The 25346-nt window shown below is 60.2% G+C and carries 19 protein-coding genes and 1 pseudogene; 14 read left to right on the top strand and 6 right to left on the bottom strand.

Features of this window, described 5'->3' with window-relative positions; all coding sequences use genetic code 11:
- Positions 1–10: 10 nt before the first annotated feature.
- On the bottom strand, positions 11–193 hold the full coding sequence (locus tag N688_RS02710) for a hypothetical protein (RefSeq protein ID WP_156025264.1): 183 nt from the start codon (positions 191–193) through the stop codon (positions 11–13).
- Positions 194–697: 504 nt separating this feature from the next.
- Here N688_RS02710 and prfA point away from each other — a divergent pair.
- The 3 genes from prfA to N688_RS02695 all read left to right on the top strand — a co-directional run bounded on the left by prfA (position 698) and on the right by N688_RS02695 (position 4396).
- On the top strand, positions 698–1798 hold the full coding sequence (gene prfA, locus N688_RS02705) for a peptide chain release factor 1 (RefSeq protein WP_052887849.1): 1101 nt from the start codon (positions 698–700) through the stop codon (positions 1796–1798).
- Positions 1799–2038: 240 nt separating this feature from the next.
- Positions 2039–3277, top strand: coding sequence for a pyridoxal-phosphate-dependent aminotransferase family protein (locus N688_RS02700; RefSeq protein WP_052887848.1), 1239 nt, complete (start codon positions 2039–2041; stop codon positions 3275–3277).
- 366 nt (positions 3278–3643) lie between these two features.
- Positions 3644–4396 (top strand): HAD family hydrolase, encoded by a 753-nt coding sequence (locus tag N688_RS02695; protein ID WP_052887847.1) that lies wholly within the window; start codon positions 3644–3646, stop codon positions 4394–4396.
- A gap of 195 nt (positions 4397–4591) precedes the next feature.
- Here N688_RS02695 and N688_RS02690 read toward each other — a convergent pair whose 3' ends face one another.
- The gene (locus N688_RS02690) at positions 4592–5302 is read right to left on the bottom strand and encodes an NUDIX hydrolase (RefSeq protein WP_052891344.1); all 711 of its coding nucleotides are present in this window, start codon (positions 5300–5302) and stop codon (positions 4592–4594) included.
- A gap of 425 nt (positions 5303–5727) precedes the next feature.
- Between N688_RS02690 and N688_RS02685 the strand changes: the two genes are divergently transcribed.
- The 8 genes from N688_RS02685 (at position 5728) to N688_RS02655 (ending at position 17374) form a co-directional block, all read left to right on the top strand.
- A complete protein-coding gene (locus N688_RS02685) occupies positions 5728–8817 on the top strand; it encodes a helicase C-terminal domain-containing protein (protein WP_052887846.1) in 3090 nt (1029 codons plus the stop codon).
- Between the two features lie 164 nt (positions 8818–8981).
- On the top strand, positions 8982–10274 hold the full coding sequence (locus tag N688_RS22620) for an FmdB family zinc ribbon protein (RefSeq protein ID WP_156025262.1): 1293 nt from the start codon (positions 8982–8984) through the stop codon (positions 10272–10274).
- A 92-nt stretch (positions 10275–10366) separates the two neighbouring features.
- Positions 10367–10711, top strand: coding sequence for a histidine triad nucleotide-binding protein (locus N688_RS02675; protein WP_052887844.1), 345 nt, complete (start codon positions 10367–10369; stop codon positions 10709–10711).
- Between the two features lie 461 nt (positions 10712–11172).
- Positions 11173–12363 (top strand): glycosyltransferase family 4 protein, encoded by a 1191-nt coding sequence (locus N688_RS02670; RefSeq protein ID WP_156025261.1) that lies wholly within the window; start codon positions 11173–11175, stop codon positions 12361–12363.
- On the top strand, positions 12347–13513 hold the full coding sequence (locus N688_RS22140) for a glycosyltransferase family 4 protein (RefSeq protein WP_162179477.1): 1167 nt from the start codon (positions 12347–12349) through the stop codon (positions 13511–13513). The genes N688_RS02670 and N688_RS22140 overlap by 17 nt, the downstream gene beginning before the upstream one ends.
- A 4-nt stretch (positions 13514–13517) precedes the next feature.
- Positions 13518–14669 carry a glycosyltransferase family 4 protein gene (locus N688_RS02665; protein WP_202901822.1) on the top strand — a complete coding sequence of 384 codons (1152 nt, stop codon included), beginning with the start codon at positions 13518–13520 and terminating at the stop codon, positions 14667–14669.
- An 8-nt stretch (positions 14670–14677) separates the two neighbouring features.
- Positions 14678–15994 carry a glycosyltransferase 87 family protein gene (locus N688_RS02660; RefSeq protein WP_052887841.1) on the top strand — a complete coding sequence of 439 codons (1317 nt, stop codon included), beginning with the start codon at positions 14678–14680 and terminating at the stop codon, positions 15992–15994.
- A gap of 72 nt (positions 15995–16066) precedes the next feature.
- The gene (locus N688_RS02655; RefSeq protein ID WP_052887840.1) at positions 16067–17374 is read left to right on the top strand and encodes an FHA domain-containing serine/threonine-protein kinase; all 1308 of its coding nucleotides are present in this window, start codon (positions 16067–16069) and stop codon (positions 17372–17374) included.
- Between the two features lie 61 nt (positions 17375–17435).
- Here the strand turns inward: N688_RS02655 and N688_RS02650 are convergent, their stop codons facing one another.
- Complete coding sequence (locus N688_RS02650; protein ID WP_052887839.1) at positions 17436–18245, bottom strand: TIGR01458 family HAD-type hydrolase; 810 nt, start codon at positions 18243–18245, stop codon at positions 17436–17438.
- 384 nt (positions 18246–18629) lie between these two features.
- On the opposite strand from N688_RS02650, the gene N688_RS02645 reads away from it, so the two are divergent.
- The 3 genes from N688_RS02645 to N688_RS02635 all read left to right on the top strand — a co-directional run bounded on the left by N688_RS02645 (position 18630) and on the right by N688_RS02635 (position 22728).
- Positions 18630–19844 carry a protein kinase domain-containing protein gene (locus N688_RS02645; RefSeq protein ID WP_052887838.1) on the top strand — a complete coding sequence of 405 codons (1215 nt, stop codon included), beginning with the start codon at positions 18630–18632 and terminating at the stop codon, positions 19842–19844.
- Between the two features lie 107 nt (positions 19845–19951).
- Positions 19952–21307 carry an FHA domain-containing protein gene (locus tag N688_RS02640; RefSeq protein ID WP_052887837.1) on the top strand — a complete coding sequence of 452 codons (1356 nt, stop codon included), beginning with the start codon at positions 19952–19954 and terminating at the stop codon, positions 21305–21307.
- Positions 21308–21573: 266 nt separating this feature from the next.
- Positions 21574–22728, top strand: coding sequence for a serine/threonine-protein kinase (locus N688_RS02635; RefSeq protein ID WP_052887836.1), 1155 nt, complete (start codon positions 21574–21576; stop codon positions 22726–22728).
- Position 22729: 1 nt separating this feature from the next.
- Here the strand turns inward: N688_RS02635 and N688_RS02630 are convergent, their stop codons facing one another.
- The 3 genes and pseudogenes from N688_RS02630 to N688_RS23895 all read right to left on the bottom strand — a co-directional run.
- A complete protein-coding gene (locus N688_RS02630; RefSeq protein ID WP_052887835.1) occupies positions 22730–23227 on the bottom strand; it encodes a response regulator transcription factor in 498 nt (165 codons plus the stop codon).
- A gap of 145 nt (positions 23228–23372) precedes the next feature.
- Positions 23373–23783: an ATP-binding protein gene (locus tag N688_RS23900; RefSeq protein WP_420341009.1), complete on the bottom strand. Its 411-nt coding sequence runs from the start codon at positions 23781–23783 to the stop codon at positions 23373–23375.
- 96 nt (positions 23784–23879) lie between these two features.
- Positions 23880–25037: pseudogene (locus N688_RS23895) on the bottom strand (GAF domain-containing protein); the annotation flags it as partial.
- Positions 25038–25346: the final 309 nt, after the last annotated feature.

Genomic DNA, 25346 nt, shown 5'->3' with positions numbered 1-25346 from the left:
CTTAGCTTAGCTAAGGGGCCGCCTCGCCGTTGGCCGTCAGACAGCTCTCAGCCGAGAGCCGAAAGCCGTGGGCCGCTTTTTCCTCTCCCGGCTCGCGCCGGGCCTGACCCGGTCCCTGGTTGAACCAGGTCCCCCGTCGTCTGGCCCTGCCCGCTCCAGGCTCCACACTTTTGAGTATAGAGATGCTTGCCAAGAACAGCAACCACCCTGGCGCTGTCAGAAAGATCGGCGCCGCTGTGTTATAATACAATGGAAAGGGCTTGTTCCTGTTTGTCATCATGCGCGATCTTCCGCGTCTATCATCCGTTGCCCATCGCGCCAGGAGAACTGGCGCTGAGAGCTACCTGCTCGCTGCCGGGTAGCTACTTCCTTCTCTGCTCAGAACAGAACAGAACAGGGCCATGCCTGCTCTGCATGTGTCAGCGTGACAAGCTGCTTGAACTGCTCTCCTGCCGAGATCCTCTGCACAGCATACCGGTTCGATCCTTGCAACGCGACACCGGATGCGCGCGCACTGCGGCACGATAGCACGGCTACCACCTGCCAGGCACAATCACCGGTCAGGTCAGGCTGGTCACTCTGCAGGGGCAAGAGGCCCAGAGACGCGGAGCGGCACAGCTGCCAGCACCTGGCCCACCAGAGAGAGAGGGAAGCCTTGCCGCGAGATCAGTACCAGCCAGTCAGCGAGGGATCATCTATGGATTTAATGCAGAAGCTTGAAAGTCTGGCCAATCGCTACGAGGAACTGAATACGCTCATGGCCCAGCCGGAGGTTTTGAGCAATATCCCTCTGCTCCAACGCTACGGGCGTGAGCAGGCCGAGTTAGAAGAAGTCGTTCAGAAATATTATCAGCTGCGCACAACGCTCAAAGAACTGGAGGAGGCCGAGGAGCTGGAGCGCGAAAGCGACGACCCCGCACTGCGCGAGCTGGCGCGTGAGGAAAGCACGCGCCTGAAAGAGCGCCGCGAGCAGCTGACCGAAGAGGTCAAGCTGGCTCTGCTCCCTAAAGATGCGATGGATGAGAAGAATGCCATCGTGACGATCCAGGGTGGCGCCGGCGGCGAGGAGGCCGCCCTGTTCGCTGCCGATCTCTTCCGTATGTATAGCCGCTACGCTGAGCAGCGCCGCTGGAAGATCGAGATTCTCGACCTGAACGAGACCGATCAGGGCGGCTTCAAAGATATCACTTTTCTGGTGCGCGGCAAGGGAGCCTATCGCCGCTTGAAATACGAGGGAGGTACCCACCGCGTCCAGCGCGTTCCCGTGACAGAGGCGAATGGGCGCATCCATACCTCTACAGCAAAGGTGATCGTGCTGCCCGAGGCCGACGAGGAGATCAACATCGAGATCAAGGAGAGCGATATCCGTATCGATGTCTTCCGCTCGACGGGCCACGGTGGCCAGAGCGTGAATACAACCGACTCAGCGGTACGCATTACGCACCTGCCCACCGGCCTGGTGGTCACCTGCCAGGATGAGAAGTCGCAGCTGAAGAATAAGGAGCGGGCGCTCTCGGTCTTGAAAGCTCGCCTCTGGGACCTGGAAGAGGCCCGCCGCCAGGAAGAACTGGGGAAAGCGCGTCGCTCACAGGTGCAGATGGGCGACCGCAGCGAGAAGATCCGCACCTATAATTTCCCCCAGGACCGCGTGACCGACCATCGCATCGGCCTGACTCGCTATAATTTGCAGGGTGTGCTCGACGGCGAGCTGGACGAGTTTATCGATAACTTGATCGCCGCCGACCAGGCCGATCGCTTGCAGCGCCTCTTTGCTGAAGAGCCTGCCGCCGTCCAGTAAACCACGGAAGCAGGGGGCTGATTGTCTCAGGCAGACCTATCCACACCTCTCCCCAGCCGCGCCACCGGCTCCCAGGCCTCCTTCAGCCCTCTCTCCCGGCTTGAGCACTACGACGGCCCTCTGGCACCGGCAAAGATGGCCTCAATGTGCTATCCTACTTCCGTGAGGAGAGCAGGGCCACCAGGATGGAGAGGGTATGATTGCACTATTTCTCTGAGCGAAAGGTAGGCTTTTTCTTCGATGACTCCACCACTGCCGGGTCAGACATCTCTCATCCAGAGAACGATCTCTGAACTTCATCCCCCCTATCGACTGTTGCTCGGGCCAGGACCCTGTAACGTTGATCCACGTGTCCTGCTCGCAGCTTCCGCTCCGCAGCTAGGCCATCTCGATCCTTTTCTGCTTGACACGCTCGGCGCCATCGCTGACCAGCTGCGCCAGGTTTTTCAGACGCAGAATGAGCTGACGCTCTGCGTCTCTGGCTCAGGCTTTGCAGGCGCAGAGGCTGTGCTCTGCAATCTGCTGGAGGAGGGTGATACACTCATTGCCGGAAGCCTGGGCTTCTTCAGTGGGAAGATCGCCGAAATCGCCCAGCGGATCGGGGCCCAGGTGATTCTGCTGGAGAGCGAGCCGGGGCAGCCGCTCGATCCACAGCAAGTGGTTGCAGCGTTCGCCAGGCATCCCAAGGCCAAGCTTTTCGCCACGGCCATCGCGGAGACCTCTACAGGTCTGCTCCAGCCTTTGGAAGAGCTGGAGCGAATCGCTCACGCCCACGGGGCGCTCTTCGTCGTCGACGCGGTCTCGGGCCTGGGTGGCATTCCCATCAATGTCGAGCAGATGAAGATCGATGCTTGCTACGCGGGCAGCCAGAAATGCCTTGGCGCGCTCCCTGGCCTGGCTCCGGTGACTCTCAACGCGCGCGCCGTTGAGGCAATCAAGCGACGTCGCAGGCCGATACAGAGCTATTATCTCGATCTGCTGGCTCTCCAGCGCTATTGGAATGGCGACCACGCCTATCATCATACGGCTTGCAGCAATCTGCTCTTCGCCATGCATGAGGCTTTACGTATTGTGCTTGAAGAGGGACTAGAGGCCCGTTGGCAGCGTCACCACCTTCATGGGGAGGCGCTACGCGCCGGCCTGCAAGCCCTGGGCCTTACCCTGCTACCACGTCCCAGCTACGAGCTACCCGTGCTGACCGCCGTTCGTCTTCCTTCCTCGGTCTCCGAGAGCCTGCTGCGCCAGCAGCTGCTGACAGGGTACAGCATCGAGGTCGGCGGCGGCCTCGGTTCCCTGAAAGGGCAGTTGCTCCGCATCGGACTGATGGGCTACAACGCCTGCCGTAAGAATGTTGAAACGGTGCTGGCAGCGCTTGAGCAACTCTTGCCTTCATACGGCTGGCCGGTCCAGGCCGGGACAGCTCTGACCGCTGCGGCAGCGGTCTACAGCAAAGAAGAACGGCCTTCCGGGGACGCCTGAGAGCGAGAAAACGGATCAGGCAGGCCCACTGGTCGACATACCAGCGGCAAGCCAGAGGAGAGGAGAGAGAGCCTGCTGCTCCAGGCTGCAGCGCTGGAGACAGAAAAGAGTGAGGCTCAGCGACCCGTGGACCACTCACCTCCAGGGCGCCACCTCAGTCTTCGCTGTCCTGTCCAGCCCCTTCCCTATCCGGCACTCCTAGCAGATCAGGGAGACAGGAGCATCACAGGAGCCGCTCTAGTGGCTAAGATGATTGATCCCTCGGCCACAATGAGGAGTGGCAGGCTCTCGCCTGTCCAGACTGGCAGCTGAAAGCCGACAGGATCGCACGAACTTGCTCGCGAGCAGACTGGAAAAGAGGTGACTATGCGTCTTGAGCAACCCCAGGCAATCCGTACGATTTTCTTTGATGCTGGTCAAACGCTCCTACAACCCTATCCTTCTGTTGTCGAAATCTGCCAGCAGGTTTGTCAGCGCGCTGGCCTGGGTGTCGATCTACCGCGCCTCAAGCAGGGCCTGATCGAGGCAGAAGACTTCTTCTACCGCCAGGTCCGCCTGGACCGCCATACCTGGGCCAGCGAGCAGGCCATCAATGAGCTGTGGCTGGGTTACTATGTCAGTATGCTTCGCCAGGCCGTCGATGAGCGCAGCGAGCAGCGCCTCTACGAGCTAGCGCGAGCCATCACGGAGGAGTTTGCGGCCCATACGAGCTGGGAAGTCTTTCCCGACGTCGTGCCCACACTGGAAGTGCTGCAACAACATCACTATACCCTGGGCGTGATCTCAGACTGGGGTATCAGCCTCAACTCCATCCTGCACCGTCACCGCCTGACACGCTTCTTCGACTGCGTGATTGTCTCGGCAATCGCGCGCTACGCCAAGCCATCGACATTGCTCTATGAAACGGCCCTGCAGCGCGCCAACGCGATTGCTGATTACACCCTGCACATCGGCGACTCCTACATCCATGATGTGCTCGGCGCGCGCTCGGCAGGCATCACCCCTGTGCTGCTCGATCGCTCCCATCGCCTGCGCAGCAGCGATGTCGACTGCCTTCTAGTGCACTCGCTGACAGACGTGCTGACGCTGCTTGAGCTGCCCCAGGCTCTCGTCAAGTAAGCCCCAGCGCCGAAGAGGCCACGCCTGCCTGGCAGGCCATCAGGAGTGACCAGCATGGAGCACAGCAGCAGCCAGACAGGCCTTCCCGAGAGGGATAAGATCCTTGTGATCTTGCCCTTTCTCCAGAGTGAAGGAAGAAAGCGCGACAGCGACCAGGCAAGAGGTGAGCAACACCCCGGCTCCCGCCGCCCCGCCCTACTGGCGCGCAACCGCCGCCGGGTTGAAACGATAGAGGCGGGCGGGTCGGTGGGTTCCTTCCATTTTCTTGGCCCCCGTATCTTCCAGAATACCGGTGGAGAGAATCTTCTTGCGGAAATTACGCTTGTCCAACTTGCGATGAAGAATGATTTCGTAAACGCGCTGCAGCTCGCGCAGCGTGAACTGCTCCGGTAGCAAGTTAAAGGCGATCGTCGTATACTCCAGCTTGCCCCGAATTCGCTGGAGCGTGTAGGCCAGAATCTCGGCGTGATCAAAGGCCAGCTCCGGCAGATTGTACATGGAAAACCAGCCGACATCACTGGCGTCATCCGCCGCGCGTACCTGCAAGCGCTCCGAATCGAGAAGTGCGTAGTAAACGACCGTGATTACTCGCATGCGCGGATCGCGCCCAGGATCACCAAAGGTATAGAGCTGCTCCAGATAGACGTCCTGGACTCCCGTCTCCTCACGCAGCTCACGCTTGGCCGCATCTTCTAGCGACTCATCAATATGTACAAAGCCCCCAGGAATAGCCCACATCCCCTCATACGGCCAGGAGCGCCGCTTGACCAGCAGCACTTGCAGATCGGACTGGCGAATGCTCATCATTACCACGTCAACGGTCACCGATGGCCGCTCATACTTCGAGGGATCATAATGATGGGCCTGGGCCTCTGCACTCGGTGTCTGGCTCTGCCCACTGCTCATCTGCTCGTTCTGCTCACCCATAGTTGTTGTTTGGAATAAAGTAAGAAAGCCAGGAGACAACTCAGCGGTGAAAAGAGGCCACACTTAGGATGAGCGGCGCGAGAGCAAGCTGCGTCGGTCTTCAGCTCAGGTGGCTCACTGCGAGAAGCGTGCACCTTTCCCCGGCCTGGCGCCCGCTCGCTCATCCATTGCGTGTTGTGCCACGCTCCTCACAATGCGTGTCTCGTTGACGCTAAAATAGCTGACTCTGGCACTTCTGTCAAGTGGGCGCGCTGAGAGCGACAGCCCCCCTCCGTCTGGGAGGGAAAGCAGCTGGCCCACCGCCAGGCCGGCCCCATCCAGTCTGACATTGTCCCCCGACGACGGCTGTGATATACTGGCACAGGCAGCACAAACATCTGTTCAGTTGTGGGGGAGAGCCATTGATGGCAGGTCTAGACTTGCACCAGATTGATTCCTACACCATCGCCGAGAAAATCAAGGAGAACGCCAGTGGCACCCTTTACCGCTGTCAGCCAACGAAACGCGCTCGCGCCGAGATCTTTCTCAAGGTCAGTGCTCTCCCCTTGCTTACCGAGGCCGACCAGCAGCTTTTTCAGGAGCGCGCGCGCCACCTCAAGAGGCTCTCTGGCAACCGCTCCATCGCGTCGGTGAGAGGCTATGGCCTCTTCAATCCACCCACCAGCGATGGGCGTTATGGTTATCTCGTGTTACATGACCTACCCATCAAGAGCATTGAACACTATTTTCAGGGGCAGGACACCCTGTCTCCCGAGCAGATTCTGCCCGTCTTGCTCTCTATTGGCGATGCTTTACACATGGCTCATCAGCGCAAAGTGGTGCACGGCAATCTCCATCCGGGCTGCATTCTCGGGGAGCCTACCCATGCAGTCCTAACCGATTTTGCGCTGGCTTGCCGCGATGGGAGCTTGACATACGACGACGAGCCTGCGGCTTTGCCCTATAAAGCTCCGGAGCAGCTACGCGGCTCTCCTCTGCCGAGCAGCGATCAGTATGCTCTGGCGGCCCTGGTCTATCACTGGCTCTGCGGGCGCCCTCCCTATGAGGGACGGACAGCCGCAGAACTGCTCGCACAGCAGGAACGCCAGACGCTGATCAGGCCGCGCAGCCTGAACCCGACGCTTTCACCAGAGCTAGAAGCAGTGCTGCTGCAGGCCCTGGCCTTTGATCCTGGGGAGCGCTTTCCCCACGTGCGTGCTTTTACCGACGCCTGTCTGGCCGCCATCAAGGGTCTGCCTCATCACTACCAGGTCCAGGAGCGCGAGCCTGCGGTCGCCCCTCTGCCCATCATCCCATCTCCACCAGCAGGGCCGACGGCCTCGTCCAGCGAGAGCAGCCCTGTTGCCTCGCGGCGTGCAGCATCAGCAACGCCGGCCACCGCCACCCCTGCGCCTCCAGCTCCGGCAGTGCTTGCTCGGCAGTCTGGGCCTGATGGTCCTGTCTCACTGAAGCATGAGAGGTCTGCAGAAGAGGAAGGAGAGGAAGGTCTGCTGGCCAGCGTACGCGCCGACCTGCGCCAGGGCGGTATCCTCTCCCGCAGCCTGCCAGGCTACGAAGAGCGGCCCGCCCAAATCGCTATGGCCGAGCTTGTGGCCCACGCTCTGGAGCAAAGGCATCACGCCATCCTCGAAGCGGCCACCGGTACCGGCAAATCGCTGGCCTACCTTGTTCCCATCGTTCGCTCGGGCCGCGTCGCCATTATCAGCACCGCCAACAAAGCGCTTCAAGAGCAGCTCTTTTACAAGGATATTCCTTTCGTCCAGCAGTACATCAAGCCGTTTGGGGCGGCCCTCGTCAAAGGGATGGGAAACTACCTCTGTCTGGATCGCCTCGAAAGCGAGCGCCTTGGCCTGCAGCTCTACGCAAAAAACCGTGAGTTCCGCCGCCTCTACGAGCTGACCCAGGACCCTGATGCTGATTTCAACGGGGATATCGAGAGCCTCGATTTCCCTCTCTCTGCCGACCTGCGCAGCCGGGTCGTGGCCGAGCGCGACCAGTGCGCCTGGAGCAAATGCCCTTTCTTCTTCGACTGCTATGTGCGGCAGATGCGCCTGCGCGCCGAGCAGGCCCAGATCATTGTCGTGAATCACACGTTGCTGCTGCTCGATGCGGCTCTAGAGGGCCACCTGCTCCCCGAGCGCGATATCATCGTACTGGACGAAGCGCACCACCTTGAAGAAGAAGCAACCCGCGCCTTCACAATCACTATCAGCCCCAACCAGATCCGCACCCTGCTCGCTCAGCGCATGCTGAAGGAGCATAGCCGCCTGAGTCTTCAGGATGAGGCCGAGCGTGCCTGGCTCACAACCTGGCGACGCCTGGAGCAGTTGGCCCGCTCCTACGGACCTGGTGCCCGCCTGAACCTCCAAGAGCCACTGGAGGAGGGATTACAGCTAGCAACAGTTATCGCCCAGCTCGCCGATTCTCTACGCCAGGAACGCCCCCGCGACCTGCCGGAAAAGGAGAGTACCCTCTATGACCGCCTGCTCAAGCGCACGCAGAATCTGGCCGAGCACATTCGCACCGTGTTCTCCGTCAATCAGGCCGAGCGCTATGTCTATTATCTAGAGCGTGTGACGCAACCAGGGCAGCGCGGCAGCCATATCGAGGTCTCAGCGGCTCCGCTCGATGTGACCTCCTGGCTGCGCGAGAAACTGCTGAAGACCCCTGTCCTCATCTTCACCTCGGCCACACTGGCCACCACAGGACCACATCCGCTGCGGCCAGAGGAGAAAGGTCCCCACTTCTCCTACTTCCGGCAGCGCATCGGTCTTAGCTATGAGGAGATGCCCGAGGTAGAAGAGCGGATTCTACCTCTGACCTTTGACTACGAGCAGAACGCCCTGCTGTATCTGCCGCGCCATCTGCCCGAACCAGCTTACGGCGGGGGCGAGGCTGTGCGACGCTATACCGAGGCCGTCGCCGGCGAAATGCTGCACCTGGTCAATGCTTCTCAAGGCCGCGCCTTCTTGCTCTTCTCCAGCCAGCGCATGCTGGATGCAGTCTACGAGCTGCTGCAGGGGAGCGCCCTGCCCTTCCGCCTGCTACGCCAGGGCGATTGGCCGCGCAGTGAGCTGCTGCGCCAGTTCAAAGCGGAGCCCGCGGTCCTCTTCGGCCTTAAGAGCTTCTGGGAAGGGGTCGATATCCCCGGGGACGCCCTCTCGCTGGTGGTCATCGACAAGCTGCCGTTCGATCCACCCGACGACCCCGTCCACGCCGCCCGCATCGCGCTGATGAAAGAGGCCGGCGAGAATTGGTTTGGTTCCTATGTCCTCCCCCAGGCCGTACTACGCCTTAAGCAGGGCCTGGGCCGTTTGCTGCGCACACGCGAGGATCGCGGAGTGATGGCCATTCTCGATAGCCGCATCTATACGAAAAGCTATGGCCGGCTGATCGTGAACGCTCTTCCCCCTGCGCGCCGCACCGATCGGCTGGCAGAGGTTTACCGCTTTTTCCAGAACGGGCGTCAGCCTTCTCCAGGAGCGGACAATTGACAGATGTTCCGGTACTAAGCATTATTGCGCACTCGGCAATATCAATGGGGAAACAGGATCTTTTTCTAAGACAATTGACGCTCCGGGTAAAGCTGCTATACTAGGAAGTGCATTCCGACGCGAGTGAGAGAAGTTCTTGTATCCAGCGGTACAGGGAGAACTGCATGAGTAAAGTCAAGATGCGCTGCATCAACTGCGGCAAGCGATTCCAGTCGGTTAATGCTAAAGAAGCCCTTTGCCCTGAGTGCAATCAGAAATCGCGGAGAGAGAAGCAGGTCACCAAAACAGGGCCGCAGAGACCAGTGAGCGCGCCCCGTCCAGTGCCGCCGCCGCCCCCGCGTCCCCCCAGCTCCCCGGGAGGAACAAACCACTGGCTTGATCATCTGCAGGACATCAAGGTCAGTGAGCCAGAGCCACCTGCGCGTTTCCGCTCACCGCAGGGACCAGCCTCCCGCCCCCCTGCCGACACGCGCCCCCCCGGGCGAGAAGGCCCACGGCCACGACCGGTGGAGCGCCCTCTGCGCGCGGAGCGGGAGCGAGAGAGGGAACGGGACTGGCCAGGGCCACGTGGCCCCGCTCAGTACTGGGAAGCGGAGCGTCGGGGTCCTCTCTTCCGCAGCGGTTACTCTACGTTAGGCCAGCGTCCACGTTCTCCCGTGGAGAGCGGTCCTGCACGTGGTCCCCGCCAGAGCGGCCCTTTCTTCAGATCCACTGGCGCTGGCACTGGCACTGGCCTCGGTCCCAGCGGGAAAGGGAGTGCCCGGCCAGGATCAGGCCAGGCTGCCCACCGTCATCATCCTCATCATCGGCAGGCAAAGGAGCCCGCAAAAGCAGCGAAGCCTCTCCCACAGCCGGTCAAGCCCAAGCGCGAAAAAACTCCTCCGCCGGCTCCGTTCGTGCCTACTCCAGAGCAGGTGGCACTGATCGAAGCTCGCTACAAGGAGCTGGCCCAGCCTGTTGAGTTCGACGGCATCCGTACGCGGATTGCCCATGAACTGAATATCCCTAAATCGGCGGTGAAGAAGATCGTTAAGGCCCTGCGCGAGCGCGAGAGGTTGCCAAGCTGGTGGGAGGTCCAGCCTTACCGAGGGAACAGCGAAGAACTGGCGAAGATCCGGGCCCTGTATGAGCCGTTTCTCCCTGTGCCTCCAATCGGCGTCCATCGTACCATCGCGCAGCAGCTTTCGCTCAAGCCCGCTGTGGTTTACCAGGCGATCCGCCTCATCCGCCAGGAGCTGAAGCTGCCGCAGTACAATGATCCTAGCTTGCATGACCAGGAATTGACAACGGGTGTCCAGTCCAGGGACAATAAGCAAGCGGTACCGGTCTTGCCGGCTGGTACTATGGTCACCTCGCCCACTCCCGAGATCGTCTCTCTCTCTCGGGAGAGCGCTGGCTCTGGAAGCGTCGAAGCTACACCTCACGCCGCCGAGAGCCAGCCGGTCTCGGAGGAGTAATCGGCAAGAGTCGGGCTGACCTCTCTCTTGCTCTCCCGCCCAGGCGAGAGAGCCAGATAGTCCCGGCCCCTCTTGGCTTGAGGAAGGCAACTATGCAAGACTGTCTGTTCTGCAAGATCGCCAACGGCGAGATCCCGAGTAAGATCCTTTATCAGGATGCTGAGGCCGTCGCCTTTGCGGACATCAATCCACAGGCACCCCATCACGTGCTGTTGATTCCACGGCGCCACCTGGCTTCGATGAAGGAGGTGACGGAACAGGATGGGGCGTTGCTCGCCCACCTCTTCGTCGTCGCCAATAAGCTCGCTCAGGACCTCGGCCTCTCCGAGCGCGGGTATCGCTTCGTGACGAACGTCGGACCCGACGCCGGACAATCGGTCTTTCATCTGCACTTCCATCTCTTGGGCGGGCGCCCGTTCGGCTGGCCACCCGGCTAGCCCTGCGCGCCGGCCCCGCCCGGCTTACTCTGGGGCGAGAGTCGCCAGCGCTTCCCTGTTTGCCTGGCTCCGCATCATTGTGGCATCTCGCCCCTCTTTCGTCATTTCGGCATGGTTTGACTGAACCAATCCGAGTCGTTACTGTTCCGCGCGCTGGTGGAAACGGTTGGGTTGCTCCGGGTTGGGTCTCTATGGCCCCGCGGTAGAATCGTCGGCCTTTGGCAGGCAAGCCCGCCTCGCTCTACGGCCTCTTCTTGCATGCCCTGCCTCTGCTCCTCTTCATCCGCCAACAGGCAGGTGGGAACAGATCTTCATCGCTTGAACAAGCAAAGTTGAGCAGAGCCACAGGTCAGGCAAGCGTCAAGCAAGCTCACGGCCATGAGCGGAGACAGGTATGGCGCCATCGGTCGAGCAGCGCTCAATCCATCGGGAAGATCTCTACAAAGGCCAGGGATGTCTTTATGCGCATTGCCATTGACTACACAACGGCTATCAGGCAAGGGGCAGGCATCGGGACCTATATCCGCTGCCTGGTTGAGGCCCTGCTCGCTCAAGATCAGGTAAACCGTTATGTCCTGTTGAGCAGCCAGCCCCCCCAGGAGGGACGCACTTTCCCTCAAGCCGAGCATGTGACGATTCGGCGCATTCCTATTCCTGAGCGCTACCTCAATATTCTCTGGTATCGCTGGCAGCTCCCGCCCTACGCGAATTGGTTCACTGGCCCTGTCGATCTCTACCACGGCCCGGACTTTGTCTTGCCGCCTTTCAGCCGCTTTGGTCGCCGCCCACGCACTGTGGTGACTATCCATGATCTGGCGTTCCTGGAGTACCCACAGTATGCTGTTCCTTCCTTGGCCGCCTATCTGCGCGGGGTGGTTCCACGGGCAGCACGTAGCGCCGATGTGGTCGCCACGGTCTCTCAGGCTTCGGCTCGTACCCTCACCAAGTATCTGGGAACCCCTCCCGAAAAGATGGCTATTATCTCTCCTGGGGTGGGCCGCGCCTTCCGGCGCGTGACTGATCCCGTGCTGCTGGAGGCTACACGCTATAAGTATGGCCTGAAACATCCTTTCGTCTTGACGGTCGGAACCAGGGAGCCGCGCAAGAACCATTTGGGTCTGATTCGCGCTTTCCACCAGGCTCTGAGCCGCAAGCCACGCCCGAAAATGTTGGTCATCGTTGGCGGCCCGGGCTGGCTCTATGAAGAGACCGAGCAGGAAGTGGTCCGCCTGGGCCTGGCGGAGAAGGTGCGTTTCCTGGGGCATGTCAGCACGCTCGACCTGGTGATGCTCTATAGTATGGCCGATGTCTTCGCTTATCCTTCCTTCTATGAAGGCTTCGGTATGCCCGCCCTGGAGGCAATGGCCTGCGGCGCCCCCGTGGTCACCTCGAATTCCTCTTCGCTACCCGAAGTGGTCGGCGAGGCCGCCCTCAAGGTCGACCCTTATGACGTCGAGGCCCTGGCTTCCGCGATCACACGCCTGCTCGACGACCAGCAGCTCTGCCAGGAGCTGCGCCAAAAAGGCTTGGAGCAAGCGAAACGCTATACTTGGGAGGCCTCGGCCCGTAAAATGCTTCTGGTCTATCAGAAGCTCTATGAGGGCCTCACGGACTTCACTACGCTGGAGGCTTCCTATGCGGATCGGCATTAATGCCCTCTTCTTTCGCTACCCCGCTAGCGGGAGCGGTCAGTATCTGCTGCACTTGCTCAAAGCCCTGGCTACGCTCGACCAGCGCCACGAGTATATTCTGCTGGGGCCTCGCCCGGAGTCGCCACCACTCGCTCTTTCCGATCACATGCGCTATGTCGCGACGCCTGTTCCCTCTCTGTTGGCTCGCAGTGAGAACATTGAAAAATTGTTCTGGGAGCAGATGACGTCGCCACGCGCAGCCCGGAGCCACGGCGTTGATCTGCTCCATATCCCCTATTTCGCGCCACCGCTGCGGGCCTCTATGCCAGTCGTCGTCACGGTGCATGATGTGATTCCCTGGCATCTGCCTATTTATCGCGCCGGAGCCAGGATCGAGGCCTATATGCAGCTCATTGCTTATGCGGTGCGGCACGCAACCCTGATTATTACGGTCTCCGAGCACGCGAAGCGCGATATCGTCGAGACGCTGAAGCTGCCTTCCGAGCGCATCCGTGTGATCTACGAGGCCGCCGGCGAAGAGTATCACCCAGTGCACGATCCTGAGCAACTGGCCACGGCGCGTGCACGCTACGGCCTGGCCGAGCATCAGCGCTATGTCTTCTATCTTGGGGGGTTGGATGTACGAAAGAATGTTCCGCAGCTGGTGCGCGCTTTCGCGCGCGTCTACGAGCGCCTGGGCGAGCCAGATCTGCGCCTCTTGATCTCGGGTGATCCCGACCGACAGCGTGGTCCGCGCTTCTCCGATCCACGCCCGGTGGCCGCTGAGCTGGGCATTGCCGATAAGGTGATCGTACGCTTTGTGCACGATGAAGATAAGCCCGCTCTCTATAGCGGCGCCGGCCTCTTCGTTTTTCCTTCGCTCTACGAGGGCTTTGGCCTCGATCCTCTGGAGGCAATGGCCTGCGGCGCCCCCGTGGTCTGTTCCAATCGGACTTCGCTGCCGGAAGTGGTAGGCGACGCCGCGCTATGCGTTGATCCTACCGATCTGGACGCCCTCGCGGATGCAATGTATGCTGTTCTCAGTGACATGAGACTTGAGGCAGACCTGCGCGCCCGTTCGCTGCGCCGCGCTACGCAGTTTAGCTGGCAGCGGACCGCAAGCGAGACGCTGGCTGCCTATGAAGCAGCTTTATCGCTGGAGAGAGCTTAGTGCGATGCGCGTTCTGACGATCTCTAAGGCCTACGTCGCCGGCACCTCTCATCGCAAGCTGGAGGAGCTGGCTAAGTGTCCCGGCGTCGAGCTGATCGCTGTGACCCCTCCCTACTGGTTGGCCGATGATGGCAGTAAGCAGGAGCTGGAACGGGTCTACCTGGAGGGCTACGAGCTGATCGTGACGCCGATGGCACTCAATGGCCATTTCCATATCCACTACTATCCTCAATTCAATAGTATTATGCGCCGCGTGCGCCCCGATATTGTGCATATCGATGAGGAGCCGTATAATTTCGCAACCTACCAGGCGATTCGCCAGGCCCGGCGCTACGGGGCGCTGCCGATCTTCTCAACGTTCCAAAACCTTTATCGCCGCTATCCTCCTCCCTTCCGACAGTTTGAGCTGTACTGCTACCAACACGCCAGACACGCTCAGGCTTGCAATAAGGCGGCGGGCGACGTGCTGCGCCGTAAGGGCTATAAGGGCAAGATTCATCTGATTGCCCAGTTCGGAGCGGAGCCCAGCCTGCACTACCCCGATCCCCAGCGCCGGCCTTACCAGCCGGGAGAGCCGTTTATCTTGGGCTATGTGGGCCGCCTGAAGGAGGAGAAGGGCGTGCCGCTAATCATCGAGGCTCTGGCTATGCTGCCAGAGTGCTGCCGCGTGGTCTTTATCGGCTACGGGCCGCTGCGCGATGAGTTGGAGCGGATGGCCCAGCGCCTGGGCGTGGCTGAACGGGTGACTTTCCTGGGCAGCTTGCCGAGCTATAAGGTCCCTGACGAGATGCGCAAGATGCATGTGCTGCTGCAACCTTCGCTGACACGCCCCAATTGGATGGAGCAGTTCGGACGTTCGATGGCCGAGGCCATGTGCTGTGAGGTGCCCGTGGTCGGCTCGAGCTCGGGCGAGATCCCGGTGACAGTAGGCGATGGCGGCCTGATCTTCCCCGAGGGCGATGCCCGCGCAATGGCTGAGTGCGTGCGACGCCTGCTTGAGGATCAGGACCTCTATCAGCGCCTGGCGCGCCAGGCCCGCCAGCATATCTTGAAAAACTATACGCAGGAGGCAATCGCCCGTAAGACGTACGAGGTCTTCGTGGAAATGCTGGCTGAACGCGACTCCGCAGCCTCGACGCCTACCTCTGCCTCTTGAGTGGCGCGATGGCAATGCGACGCTCCACTCCCCTTTGGATACCCGACCTGCGCCGGTGGCCAGCTCCCTGGCTGCTCTTCTTGCTTGGCACGGCGCTCTTTCTCGAGAGCGCCTGGCAGGTCTTCCTTGCACCAACTGACCTGCTCCGTTACCAGTGCTATGCCCTCCTTTTCTGGTTCGGCAGCGCAGCCCTGCACTGGCTGCCGGCGCAGCAGTGCACCTTTCTCTCGCTTCACGGGGTTCAGCCTCCCTTTCACGTTCTACCACAAGAGTATCCTCCACTGACGCTTATCCCTTTCTCTCTGCCGCTGCTGGTTCCACCCCCGTACTATACCCTAACCTTTGCGCTGCTGATGCTTGGTGTGGCCGCCGCTCTCATCTGGCTGCTGTACCGCTTCGTTTCGCCCCAGGCTGCGCTGAGTGGCACGCTGCTGCTCATCCTGGGAGGTGGTCCCCTGCTTCAGGTGCGCTACGATCTGCTGCCGTCCTCGTGTGTCCTGCTCTGCCTGATAGCGGCCCGGCGCGAACGGTGGACCCTGGCCTATCTCGCTCTGGCGGGCGGTACACTCCTCAAGCTCTATCCCCTGGTGGGCCTGCCGGTGCTCTTTCTGGCCGAGCAGCAGCATCTCAGCGCCGGTCGGGAGGCGCTGCCCAAGATTGAAGCCTGGCGCTGGCGTCACCTGCTGCTCTTTGTCGCCACCGTGGCACTGGTCAGCGGCTTCTTCGCCCTGTTCAATCCAGCAGGCGCGCTGCTAGAACCGCTGCGCTACTTCAGCCAGCGCCCTCCCCAGGTCGAATCGCTGGCCGCAAGCCTGCTCTGGCTGAGCAACTGGCTCGGCCCTGGCCAGCCGCTTCAGCTCCTTTTCAGCTATGGCTCCCTCAACGTCGTCAGCCCTCTGGCTCCTATCGTGAGCCTGCTCCTGATGGGCCTGCTCTGCCTCGGCCTCCTGCTGACGCTCTGGCTGCAATGCAAAGGCGTCTTCGACCTCTGGGAGAGCATGCTCGCTCTCTTGCTGCTGCTCATCACGACAGGGAAGGTCTTTAGCCCGCAATATCTCCTCTGGGTCATTCCCCTGGTCGTCGGTGCCACTCTGAGCCGTACCCCTCCCTCCCGTGCTCGCACCTGGCAGCTCCTCTGGATCGCCATCGGCCTGCTGACAAGCTCAATCTACGTTTTCTACTATCCTCACCTGGCTGACCCGGCTAGTGCGCCCCAGGTCGCGCAGACGCTGCCCGGCTTCTTCGAGATTATTCTGTTGCGCAACGCCCTCGTGCTTGTGGCCACCCTTGGCCAGTTTGGCTTCGGCCTCTTCCGGTCGTTATGATATAGTGAAACGGACACAGCGCGATCACGTCAGTCGAGACGGTCAGGTAAGTCAGGAGGAGGAGCTGTTTCTATGGACGACACGTTTCTCGGCTATTTAGTCAAAGAGCGCTATAAGCTGATTGACCAGATTGCGGAGGGAGCATTTGGCTCAGTCTACATTGCCCGCGATCTGGAAACCAACTATCTCTACGCAGTTAAACTGCTACACAATAAATTTTTGCGCAATACGGAGATCCTGCAGCGTTTTCAGCGAGAAGCCTCGCTCCCGCTGGGCCTTGACGATCCTCACATCGTCCATGTCATCGACTATGGCTGGGATGGACAGGTCCACTTCATCGTCATGGATTACGTCGATGGCCACAACCTGCGCGCCATTATGCAGCGCCGTGGTCCCTTCCCCCTGGAGACTGCCCTGAATTACGCAGAGCAGGTCGCTCTTGGTTTAGCGGCGGCCAACAGTCGCGGCATCGTGCACCGCGACCTGAAACCGCAGAACATCCTGGTCAATAACCGGGGTGAGGTGAAAATTACAGATTTTGGCCTGGCGCGGGCCAAGGATACCCCGACGATTACCGAGACTGATGAATTTATGGGCACGGCCTACTACATTTCCCCAGAGCAGATCGACAGCGGCCACACGGTAGACATTCGCTCTGACCTCTACTCACTGGCGGCCATCCTGTTCGAGATGCTGGCCGGCCAACCGCCCTACCGGGGCAGCAACGTGATGGAATTGATTGTCAAGCATAAGAGTACACCTATTCCAGCGTTGCAACCGCTGCGTCCTGATCTTCCCCCTATTGTCGACCAGTTTTTCCAAAAAGGCCTGGCCAAGTACCCCGAGCAGCGCTATCAAACGCCCCAGGAATTTATCGAGGCGCTGCAGGACCTGCGCCGCGCCGCGGCCAACCATCTTCAACCGACCAGCCTGTCCAGAGCCTCAAGCAGTGCGCTAGCTCTTCCTGAGCAAAGCACCGTGATCGAGGTTCCAGCCTCCACAGAGAAGGCACCCGCCCCACGAGTCGCCGCCCGACTTGTCCACCTGGCCACGGGGAAAATCTTTCTCTTGTCCAATCAGGAGATGATCATTGGGCGACGTGATCCCTTGCGCAATCTCTATCCCGATATCAGCCTGGCCGACAAGATGGTGGGCAGGCGCCATGCCTGCATCCGCAACCGGCAAGGCACCTTTACCATCGAGGACCTCCACTCACGGAACCGCACCCGTCTCAATGGTCGCTTTCTACTGCCAGGCGAAGAGCGGGCGCTCAAGCACGGCGACATCCTCCGCTTCGGCAATATTGAAATGCGCTTTGAACTGATCAACGGCCAGCAGGCGCCAACGGAGACGAAGGACGGAGAGGAGGCAACGAGCTAGCTCGCCGCTTTTTTCCCGGAAGGCGAGGGCGAGCCAGGCCGCTGGCCTTGATCGGCCTCCCTCAGCCCTGGCCAGCAAGATAGTCAGGTAAAGCTGCCACCGAAGGCAGCAGCGCCTCGGGACGCTCCTCTAGTGGGCACTCCCTCAGCAGAGGCGTATCCGGTCCGTGCTTGCCAGTGCAGACGAGCAAGGCCCGCAGGCCGGCCCGTCTGGCTCCCTGGACGTCATTGACAAGATCGTCTCCTACCATCAGCGTCTCCTCTGGCTCCGTTCCAAGCAAGCGTACAGCTTCCGCGAAGAAGGCTCGCTCCGGCTTTCCAATAACCACAGCCTGCTTGCCAGAGGCCAGCTCTAGAGCCGAGACGAATGGCCCACTATCGAGGCGCAACCCATCGCTCACACGCCAGTAGAGGTTTTTATGCATGGCGACCAGATCGGCCCCAGCCATCAGCAGGCGAAAAGCACGGTTCATATTCTCGTAGGAAAGGAGCTCCTCGGCCCCTCCGATCACCACGACATCGACGTGTTCCGCTTCCGAGCTGTCAGGCTCAACCAACTCAATGCCAGCGAAATCAGCCGCCGTATCTCCCTTGCTGAGCAGCCAGCAGCGTTTGCCTGGGTAGGCATGGCGCACATAGGCCGCGGTAGCGACAGGAGCCGTAATAAGCTGCTCAGCAGAGACCGGCAGCCCGATCGCCTGGAGACGTTGCGCCAGCGTTGGACGGGCCATAGTTGTAGTATTGGTGACGAAGGCATAGCGATACCCCTGCTGCTCTAGCCAGCGCAGCGCCTGAGCGGCACCCTCAATGGGCTGCATACTCACATGCAGCACGCCATCGATATCCAGCAGTACACCGCGAATAGTTCCCATCGAGTGTCTCCTTCTCATCAAGATTGATCAAATAAAGCCAGACATTACAGGAACCTTCCCACTCAGAAAGAAAAGAGCGTTCTTTAACAGTAAGGAATACTGGTACCATCTTCTTGGAAAAGGGCCTTTGCACAGCAGATCGTCCCCGCGCAACGCTGAAGGATGTCGGCGAGCGTACGCTATCACTATATGCGTTCCTGGCCTGCGAAGCAAGAAGCGCCGGCGTGTGTGCTCGAAGAGTGATCTATTGCCATATCGTACCCGGTTTATCAACACAGGTTTCCCGAGATGGGAGCGATGAAAAAAGCCACGTACCAATGACATGAGACAGGGAATGATGCTATAATAGCCGCGAGGAATAGCCTTTAAGTAGGAGATTGCGCCATGGACGGTGACATGATCGGGCGTGTCATCAAGGGTCGCTACAAACTGATTGACGAAAGAGGGCGGGGCAACTTTGCCACCGTCTATGTTGCTCGTGACCTCGAGAACAACCATATTTATGCCATCAAGGTGTTGCACGTCGAGCTGGCGGGGGACAGCGAGCTGCTGGCCCGTTTTCAGCGTGAGGCCCGCATCCTGTTGCACCTGAGCGATCCCCATATTGTGCGCATCATTGACTATGGGGAAGACCACAACATGCACTTTATCGTGATGGATTACATCGATGGGCAGAATCTCAAGTACCATACAATTACCTATGGGCCGCTGAAACCCTCACGCGCGCTCAACTACGCGCATCAGATTGCCGAGGGTCTGGACGTTGCCTACCGGCATGGAGTGGTCCATCGCGACATCAAGCCGCAGAACATTCTCATCAACACGAAGGATGTCGTCAAAATCACCGACTTTGGGCTAGCACGCAGCAGTGAGACGGTTACCCTGACCCGGTCAAACATGTTCATGGGCACTCCTTACTATATTGCGCCCGAGCAGGCCGAGAGCGGGCGCTCGGCAGACACCCGCTCGGATCTCTATTCGGTCGCCACCGTCCTGTTTGAAATGCTGACCGGCCATCCGCCGTTTGAGGGTGAGACAGCGGTCGATATTGTCATCAAGCACATGAATGAGAAAGTGCCCTCGATCTGCCGGCAGCGGCCAGGGCTGCCGCCGGAGATGGACCAGTTTTTCCAGAAGGCGATGGCCAAGGCGCCCGCAGAGCGCTATCAGACTCCCCAGGAGTTCCTGGCCGCCTTGGAGCAGCTGCTGCAGCGTGTTCACGAGGTAGGCGCTGATGAGCATGCCGAGCCCTCCGAGGGAGAGCGCTCCGCTCCTCCCCGCATGCCTCCTCAAAAACAGGCCCGCCTGGTCGTCATCGCTACGGGCCAGGTCTTTCCCCTTACCGGTGAGCAAATGGTCGTCGGTCGCCACGATCCAATTCTCGGAATTTACCCCGAGATTAATCTCATGGATAAGACAGTTGGCAGACGGCATGCCTATATCCGCAATCAGCATGGTACTTTTACCGTTGAGGACTTGAACGCCCTGAATAAAACCCGCTTAAATGGAGTGGTTCTTGCACCGCATGAGGAGCATGTACTTAAGGATGGAGATATTCTTCGCTTCGGCAGCGTCGAGGTTCGCTTTGAACTGCGCTGAGCTATTACGCTATTTTGCAGTTGTAGGGACGGCCCACGCGGTCGCTTTCTCCGCGAGGATATGTGGATCGGCCAGGCAGCTCCTACAACTCGGAGGGGTGAACCAGTATGCATAATCTACTATCGAGTCCGCTCATCCTCGTCATTGCAGCGGTCGTCGTTATCATCCTGATCGTGGGGGCCATCTTGCTGATACGCAGCAGCGGCAAGAAGCGGGATGAGGAGACGAGCGCCGCGCAGGCTCAGGCACCAGAATGGCAGCGCCAGGCCGCTCCCGGAGGGTGGGGCCAGCAAGCGATGGGGAACGTCCCCGACCAGTTCTGGGGCCAGTCTGCCCAAGCACAGCAGCCCGGCGCATGGGGCAGCCCCGGCCCAGGCATGGCGGCCCAGCCCCAGCAGCAGCCTCCTTTCTCGCCCTGGAGCGCCCAAAATCCAGCTCAAGCTCAGCAGCCTGGCGGCTGGAGTGGTAGCCCAGGAGCCGCAGGAGTACAGCCCCAGCCGGCTCCCTGGTCCGCGCCACAGCCCCAGGCCCAGCAGCCAGGTCAGCAGCTATCTCCCTGGGGTGCTCAAGCGCAACCGCAAAGCCCTCCGTGGGGCATGCCCCCAGGACAGGCCCAGGGAGCAGCTTCTCCCTCGGGCTCGGGTGCGAGCTGGGATAGTGCGCCGGCTGGCAGCCCCGTTTCGCCTTGGGAGAGCCAGTCGCCGGCAGCTGCTCAGAACCCGTGGGGCCAGGCAGCCCCACAGAGTGGCAACACTGCGCCCTGGAGCCTGTCACAGCAGCCGCAGCAGCCACCTTCTGCCCCAACAGGGGTGCCTGCCTGGGGTCAAAGCGGGCAACAAACAGGACAGCCTGCTTCCGCCGATCCCTGGGCCCAGGCTCAGGCTCAGGGCGCTACTCCCTCCCAGCCCTGGGGCCAGGGACTCCAGCCTCCACAGGGCGCCGGCTTGATGGGGCAGGTCCCCGCGACACCTGTACCTCCTTCGCCCGCCGGCAACCCCTGGCAGCAGCCTCAGCAGGCTCAGCAGCCAGTCTCTCTGCCCGGCTTCGCTCCCACCGGCCCCGCTGGCCAGCCCGGCCAGTTCGGTCAGCCCCAGGAGCTTGCTCCTTCCGCCTTCTCCGAGGCCGATAAGACGATGCTGCGCACAACAGGACCGCAGAGTCGGATCGGGATCTTGCGCGTCGAAGAAGGAAAGGAGGCCGGTCGCGTCTACGAGATCCGCAAGGATTCGCTCAGTATCGGGCGCAGCCGCGAAAGCGATATCTTCCTGGAGGATCTGGCTGTCTCTCGTTTGCATGCTTCGATCATCAATATGGGCAATGGCAATTATGCCCTGAAAGATGAGGGGAGCGCCAACGGAACCCGGCTGAATGGCCAGATGATCACTAAGTACCAACCCTATCCGCTCCAGGAGGGGGATAAGATTCAGCTTGGGCAAACCGTGCTTGTCTTCGCCAAACGTTGATGACAGATCTGTGGTGGCTCAACGTACTGTCACCCGGCCTGGCTGGCTTCGTGCGGTCTGGCCACAGCATCCTTTCTTGGGTTTGGCTTGTTGGTTCGGTTCTTCGGCCCCGGGTTTGCCTCCCTCTCGCCAAGTCAGGCAGGCCCGGAACGTGTGTCACATCGGTCGGGCACCCGCCGCGTCGCATCACTTTGGATGCCGCGGCTGGTTGCTGGCCTCTCGGCCCGGCAGCCTCCACCAGGGTGCCCCCTTCAATGGGGTGAGTTGTGCAGCCACAACGCGATGAGCTGATCGGAGCAACACTCGGAAATTATCGGATTCTGGCCCCGCTGGGCCAGGGCGGCATGGCCCGCGTCTATCGCGCCCGCCAGGAAAATCTGGATCGCGAGGTCGCTATTAAGGTGCTCCCGCCCTGGTACGCTTCAGACCGCAGCTTCGTCGAGCGCTTTAATCTCGAAGCCCGCCTGGTCGCTCGCCTCTCTCATCCCAATATCGTGACGGTCCATGACGCCAGCGAATATAACGGGCTGCTCTATATCGTTATGCAGTTGGTCGATGGGGGCACACTGAAGCAACGGCTCGACCAGCTCCGTGCCCAGAGGAAGACGATGGATCTGGCAGAGACAGTGCCTATCTTCCGTCAGATTGCCGATGCCCTCAGCTATGCCCACGACCAGGGGATCATTCACCGCGATGTGAAACCGGTCAACGTGTTGATGGATCGCTCGGGCCGCCCTATCCTCTCGGACTTCGGCATCGCTAAGGTCCTGGCAAGCAGCCATGAGCAGCTGACACGCCCGGGCGCCGGCGTCGGCACCCCTGAATACATGTCTCCAGAGCAATGCATGGGCGGGCAGGTCGATGGACGGGCCGATATCTATGCTTTGGGTGTGATGCTCTATGAGGCCGTGACCGGTCGCACGCCTTTCCTTGGCGACAATTACCCGGCCCTGGCTCACAGCCACCTCTACGAGCCACCACCACCACCAAGCCGCTTTAATCCGACCCTGCCCCCTCCGGTGGAGCGGGTGATCTTGACAGCCCTGATGAAGGACCCTGCCCAGCGCTACCAACGAGCCAGCGAGCTGGCCGATGCTCTCGATCTGGCTATCCACGCTACCGGTCGGCTGCCAGCCTATCAACCAGCCTATCAAAGGGAGCGCTTTGTCTCCTCAGCTCCTCAGCCTGCGCAGGCAGCCCCAGCCGCTTCACCAGCCAGGCCCCCTGCGCCCGGAGCAGCCCAACCCTATGCCACTGGCTACCTCTGCCCAAACTGCCAGCACCTTAATAAACCCCACATGCGCTACTGTACCCGCTGCGGCTGCCCAATCAACCAGTGCCCCGGCTGCGGGCGCATCCACCTGGCCAGCACTCGCTTCTGTACTGCCTGTGGACACGCTCTTTCCACAGTCCCCGTTTAATTTAATAGGTCTTGATAGACACATTCATCTTTTCATCTTTGCCAGCCTGAACGAGCTGCTCCAGAACGCGACGCTGCTCCTGCAGCCGCTTCTGGAGCAGCGAAAGCAGCGCTTCGTCGCTCATGGCCAGGATACTGCGAATGCGCTCAACCAGAACGCTCGGCTGCGTCGGCTTGGTCAAATAGTCAACTGCCCCCTCCAGACCACGGACCTGCTCGCTCAGGCGCGTCGAGGCCGTTAAGACCAGCACGCGAATAGGTGGACTCAGCTTGCTGGCACGCAACCAATGCAGGACCTCCCAGCCTGAGATAGGCCGCATGTTCAGATCGAGAACAATGAGCTGAGGGCCAAAGCTGGGCACGAGCTCCATCGCTTCTTTTCCACTACGCGCCCCACGCACCTCAAAGTGAGCATATGATAGAAAAAGACTGAGGACATTGAGAATAGCTTCGTCATCCTCAACAACGAGAATTTTCGGCTTGCGCTCTTGAGCAGACATGTCATCACCTTCTCCCAACCGCGGTAGCAGCCAGAAAAGACCCCACATGGGGCCACGACCAGGATTCTTGCATGGAAAGGCTCCACCCCAGCCTGGCCTGGGCAATACACTGGCCAGCTCACCTGCACAACACGACTCAGGCAGCTTACGAGGCAAGTGCATGCGTGCGTGTCAGGGGGAAGCGCACCTCCGCCACCGTATAGCCCCCACAGATTGGCTTGAGGCCAGGCGTGCTAGCCGGCGGCTCTAGCTCGGTCACACGCCGTAGACTGAAGCTCCCACGCAGATCAGCAAGCAAGTTGCGAATCAGTGAGAGGCCCAGCCCCTCACCGCTCTCATCCTCCTCTAAGGGCTTCTTCGGCCCCCTTCCCGTATCAATGACCTCCACCACCACCAGGCCCTCCTCCTCACGTCCTCGCACCAAGACCGTTCCTTCACTCAGCTCAGCCATGCCATGCTTGATGGCATTGGAGACCATCTCATTGAGCACCAGGGCCAGAATCGTAACCGCCCGCGAGGGAATCACGATCGGACATGGCTCAACTTTAAAGGTGATATGAGCCTCCGGTGGACTAAGATTCGCACTGGCAACGCCAACGATCTTGCGCGCAATATCATCAACTCGCGCCTCACTCAGATCCTCATGCGCCAATAGATCATGGGTGGCCGCCAACCCCTGGACCCGATTGACGCTCTCCGCCAGAGTATTACCAACCTCGGGCGAGCGCGTCCGCCGGCGCTGCAACGAGAGAATGCCGGCCACCGTGGCCAGGTTATTCTTGACCCGGTGATGCAACTCGCGCAGTAGCATCGACTTCAGCTCCAGACCCCGCCGCGTCTCCTCGTAGAGGCGCGCATTCTCAATGGCAATGGCCGCCTCATTCGCAAAGGTCACCACCAGCTGCATTTGCTCAGGACTCAACAAGTGTCTATGACTACTATAGATGCAAATACACCCCAAAACTTTCCTTTTTACCTCTAGCGGAACACAAAGCACTGAATGGATCTCTGACGAAATGAAAGGATCAGCACGCAGGAAACATTTCTCATCTTGCTGGAAACAGTCGACGAGCATGATTGGGCGCCCCGTCTGGACGGCACGCCCCGCGCAGCACTCGCCTACTTTGACGCGTGCCTGCTGGATCTGGCTGCCGCCAAAGCCATAGTGGGCCAGAATGTGCAGTGTCTGCGTCTCTGCATCCAGTTCAAAGATACAAGAGCGCTCGGCTCCGCTGAGATGCACCGCCTGAGTCGTGATCATCTGCAGCACTTCGTCAAGGTTTAAGGTGCGTGCAATGACAGTGGTGACGCGGTGAATGGTTGCCAGCTCGTGGACCTTGCGCCGCAGCTGCTCATCGGTTTGCTCGTAGAGGCGTCCATTTTCAACATTGATGGCGATGATCCCCGCCACTACCTCTAGAAAGTTGATCTCATCAGGCGTGAAGTCGCGCGGCTCCTCCGACTGCACGCTGATGACGCCGATCAGGCGCTCGACTGAGCCGAAGAAGATAATCGGGAGCGCCATCAAGCCGTGATACTCCGTATCGTAGGTGGTGGCCTCAGCCGCAAAGTTCGGGTCGCTCATCACGTCGCGAACCAACAGGGGATGGCCTTTATCTGCCACCCAGCCGCTGTATCCCTCACCCAGGCGCAGGGTGAAATGCATGCCTCCAAGCGGTCGTGGACCATTTGTCGCCCGCAGGGTCAACAAGCGCTGCAGCTCATCGTAAAAGAAGACCGCGCACAGCTCGACTTGCAGCTCCTCTGCCACAAGGTGGGCCGTCATTTCCAGCGTCTGGTCAAGATCCATGCTGGAGTTGTTGATGCCATTGATGCGCTGCAGAGCCAGGAGATGCCGGCTATGACGTTCCAGCAAGCGCCGCTGTTGATCTGCGATCTGACTCATCGCCTCCTGATAACCTTGAGTCAGCGCCAGCGAGCAGGTCGACTGCAGCCGGTAAAGGCGCGCAAGTGCTGCCGCCAGTAACTGGGGCTGGTCAGCAAAAATGGCCTGCAGCTCCTCGCTGAGGGCATCGATATAAGCCTTCATAGCCTCCAGGCGGGCGTCCAATCTCCCCCCCTGCTCCGCCAGCCAGCGCCCCGAACGTTCAAAGCGACT

Origin of the sequence: Thermogemmatispora carboxidivorans, from assembly GCF_000702505.1 — a bacterium.
Lineage (GTDB): Bacteria > Chloroflexota > Ktedonobacteria > Ktedonobacterales > Ktedonobacteraceae > Thermogemmatispora > Thermogemmatispora carboxidivorans.
This window is presented reverse-complemented; position numbering and strand designations above follow the sequence as displayed.

Coding starts and splice junctions, on each gene's coding strand:
- prfA (WP_052887849.1), top strand. CDS start 698: ATGGATTTAATGCAGAAGCTTGAAAGTCTGGCCAATCGCTACGAGGAA.
- N688_RS02695 (WP_052887847.1), top strand. CDS start 3,644: ATGCGTCTTGAGCAACCCCAGGCAATCCGTACGATTTTCTTTGATGCT.
- N688_RS02685 (WP_052887846.1), top strand. CDS start 5,728: ATGGCAGGTCTAGACTTGCACCAGATTGATTCCTACACCATCGCCGAG.
- N688_RS02665 (WP_202901822.1), top strand. CDS start 13,518: ATGCGCGTTCTGACGATCTCTAAGGCCTACGTCGCCGGCACCTCTCAT.
- N688_RS02690 (WP_052891344.1), bottom strand. CDS start 5,302: ATGAGCAGTGGGCAGAGCCAGACACCGAGTGCAGAGGCCCAGGCCCAT.
- N688_RS02630 (WP_052887835.1), bottom strand. CDS start 23,227: ATGTCTGCTCAAGAGCGCAAGCCGAAAATTCTCGTTGTTGAGGATGAC.
- N688_RS02700 (WP_052887848.1), top strand. CDS start 2,039: ATGACTCCACCACTGCCGGGTCAGACATCTCTCATCCAGAGAACGATC.
- N688_RS02650 (WP_052887839.1), bottom strand. CDS start 18,245: ATGGGAACTATTCGCGGTGTACTGCTGGATATCGATGGCGTGCTGCAT.
- N688_RS02670 (WP_156025261.1), top strand. CDS start 11,173: ATGCGCATTGCCATTGACTACACAACGGCTATCAGGCAAGGGGCAGGC.
- N688_RS02655 (WP_052887840.1), top strand. CDS start 16,067: ATGGACGACACGTTTCTCGGCTATTTAGTCAAAGAGCGCTATAAGCTG.
- N688_RS22140 (WP_162179477.1), top strand. CDS start 12,347: ATGCGGATCGGCATTAATGCCCTCTTCTTTCGCTACCCCGCTAGCGGG.
- N688_RS02645 (WP_052887838.1), top strand. CDS start 18,630: ATGGACGGTGACATGATCGGGCGTGTCATCAAGGGTCGCTACAAACTG.
- N688_RS02660 (WP_052887841.1), top strand. CDS start 14,678: ATGGCAATGCGACGCTCCACTCCCCTTTGGATACCCGACCTGCGCCGG.
- N688_RS02640 (WP_052887837.1), top strand. CDS start 19,952: ATGCATAATCTACTATCGAGTCCGCTCATCCTCGTCATTGCAGCGGTC.
- N688_RS02675 (WP_052887844.1), top strand. CDS start 10,367: ATGCAAGACTGTCTGTTCTGCAAGATCGCCAACGGCGAGATCCCGAGT.
- N688_RS22620 (WP_156025262.1), top strand. CDS start 8,982: ATGAGTAAAGTCAAGATGCGCTGCATCAACTGCGGCAAGCGATTCCAG.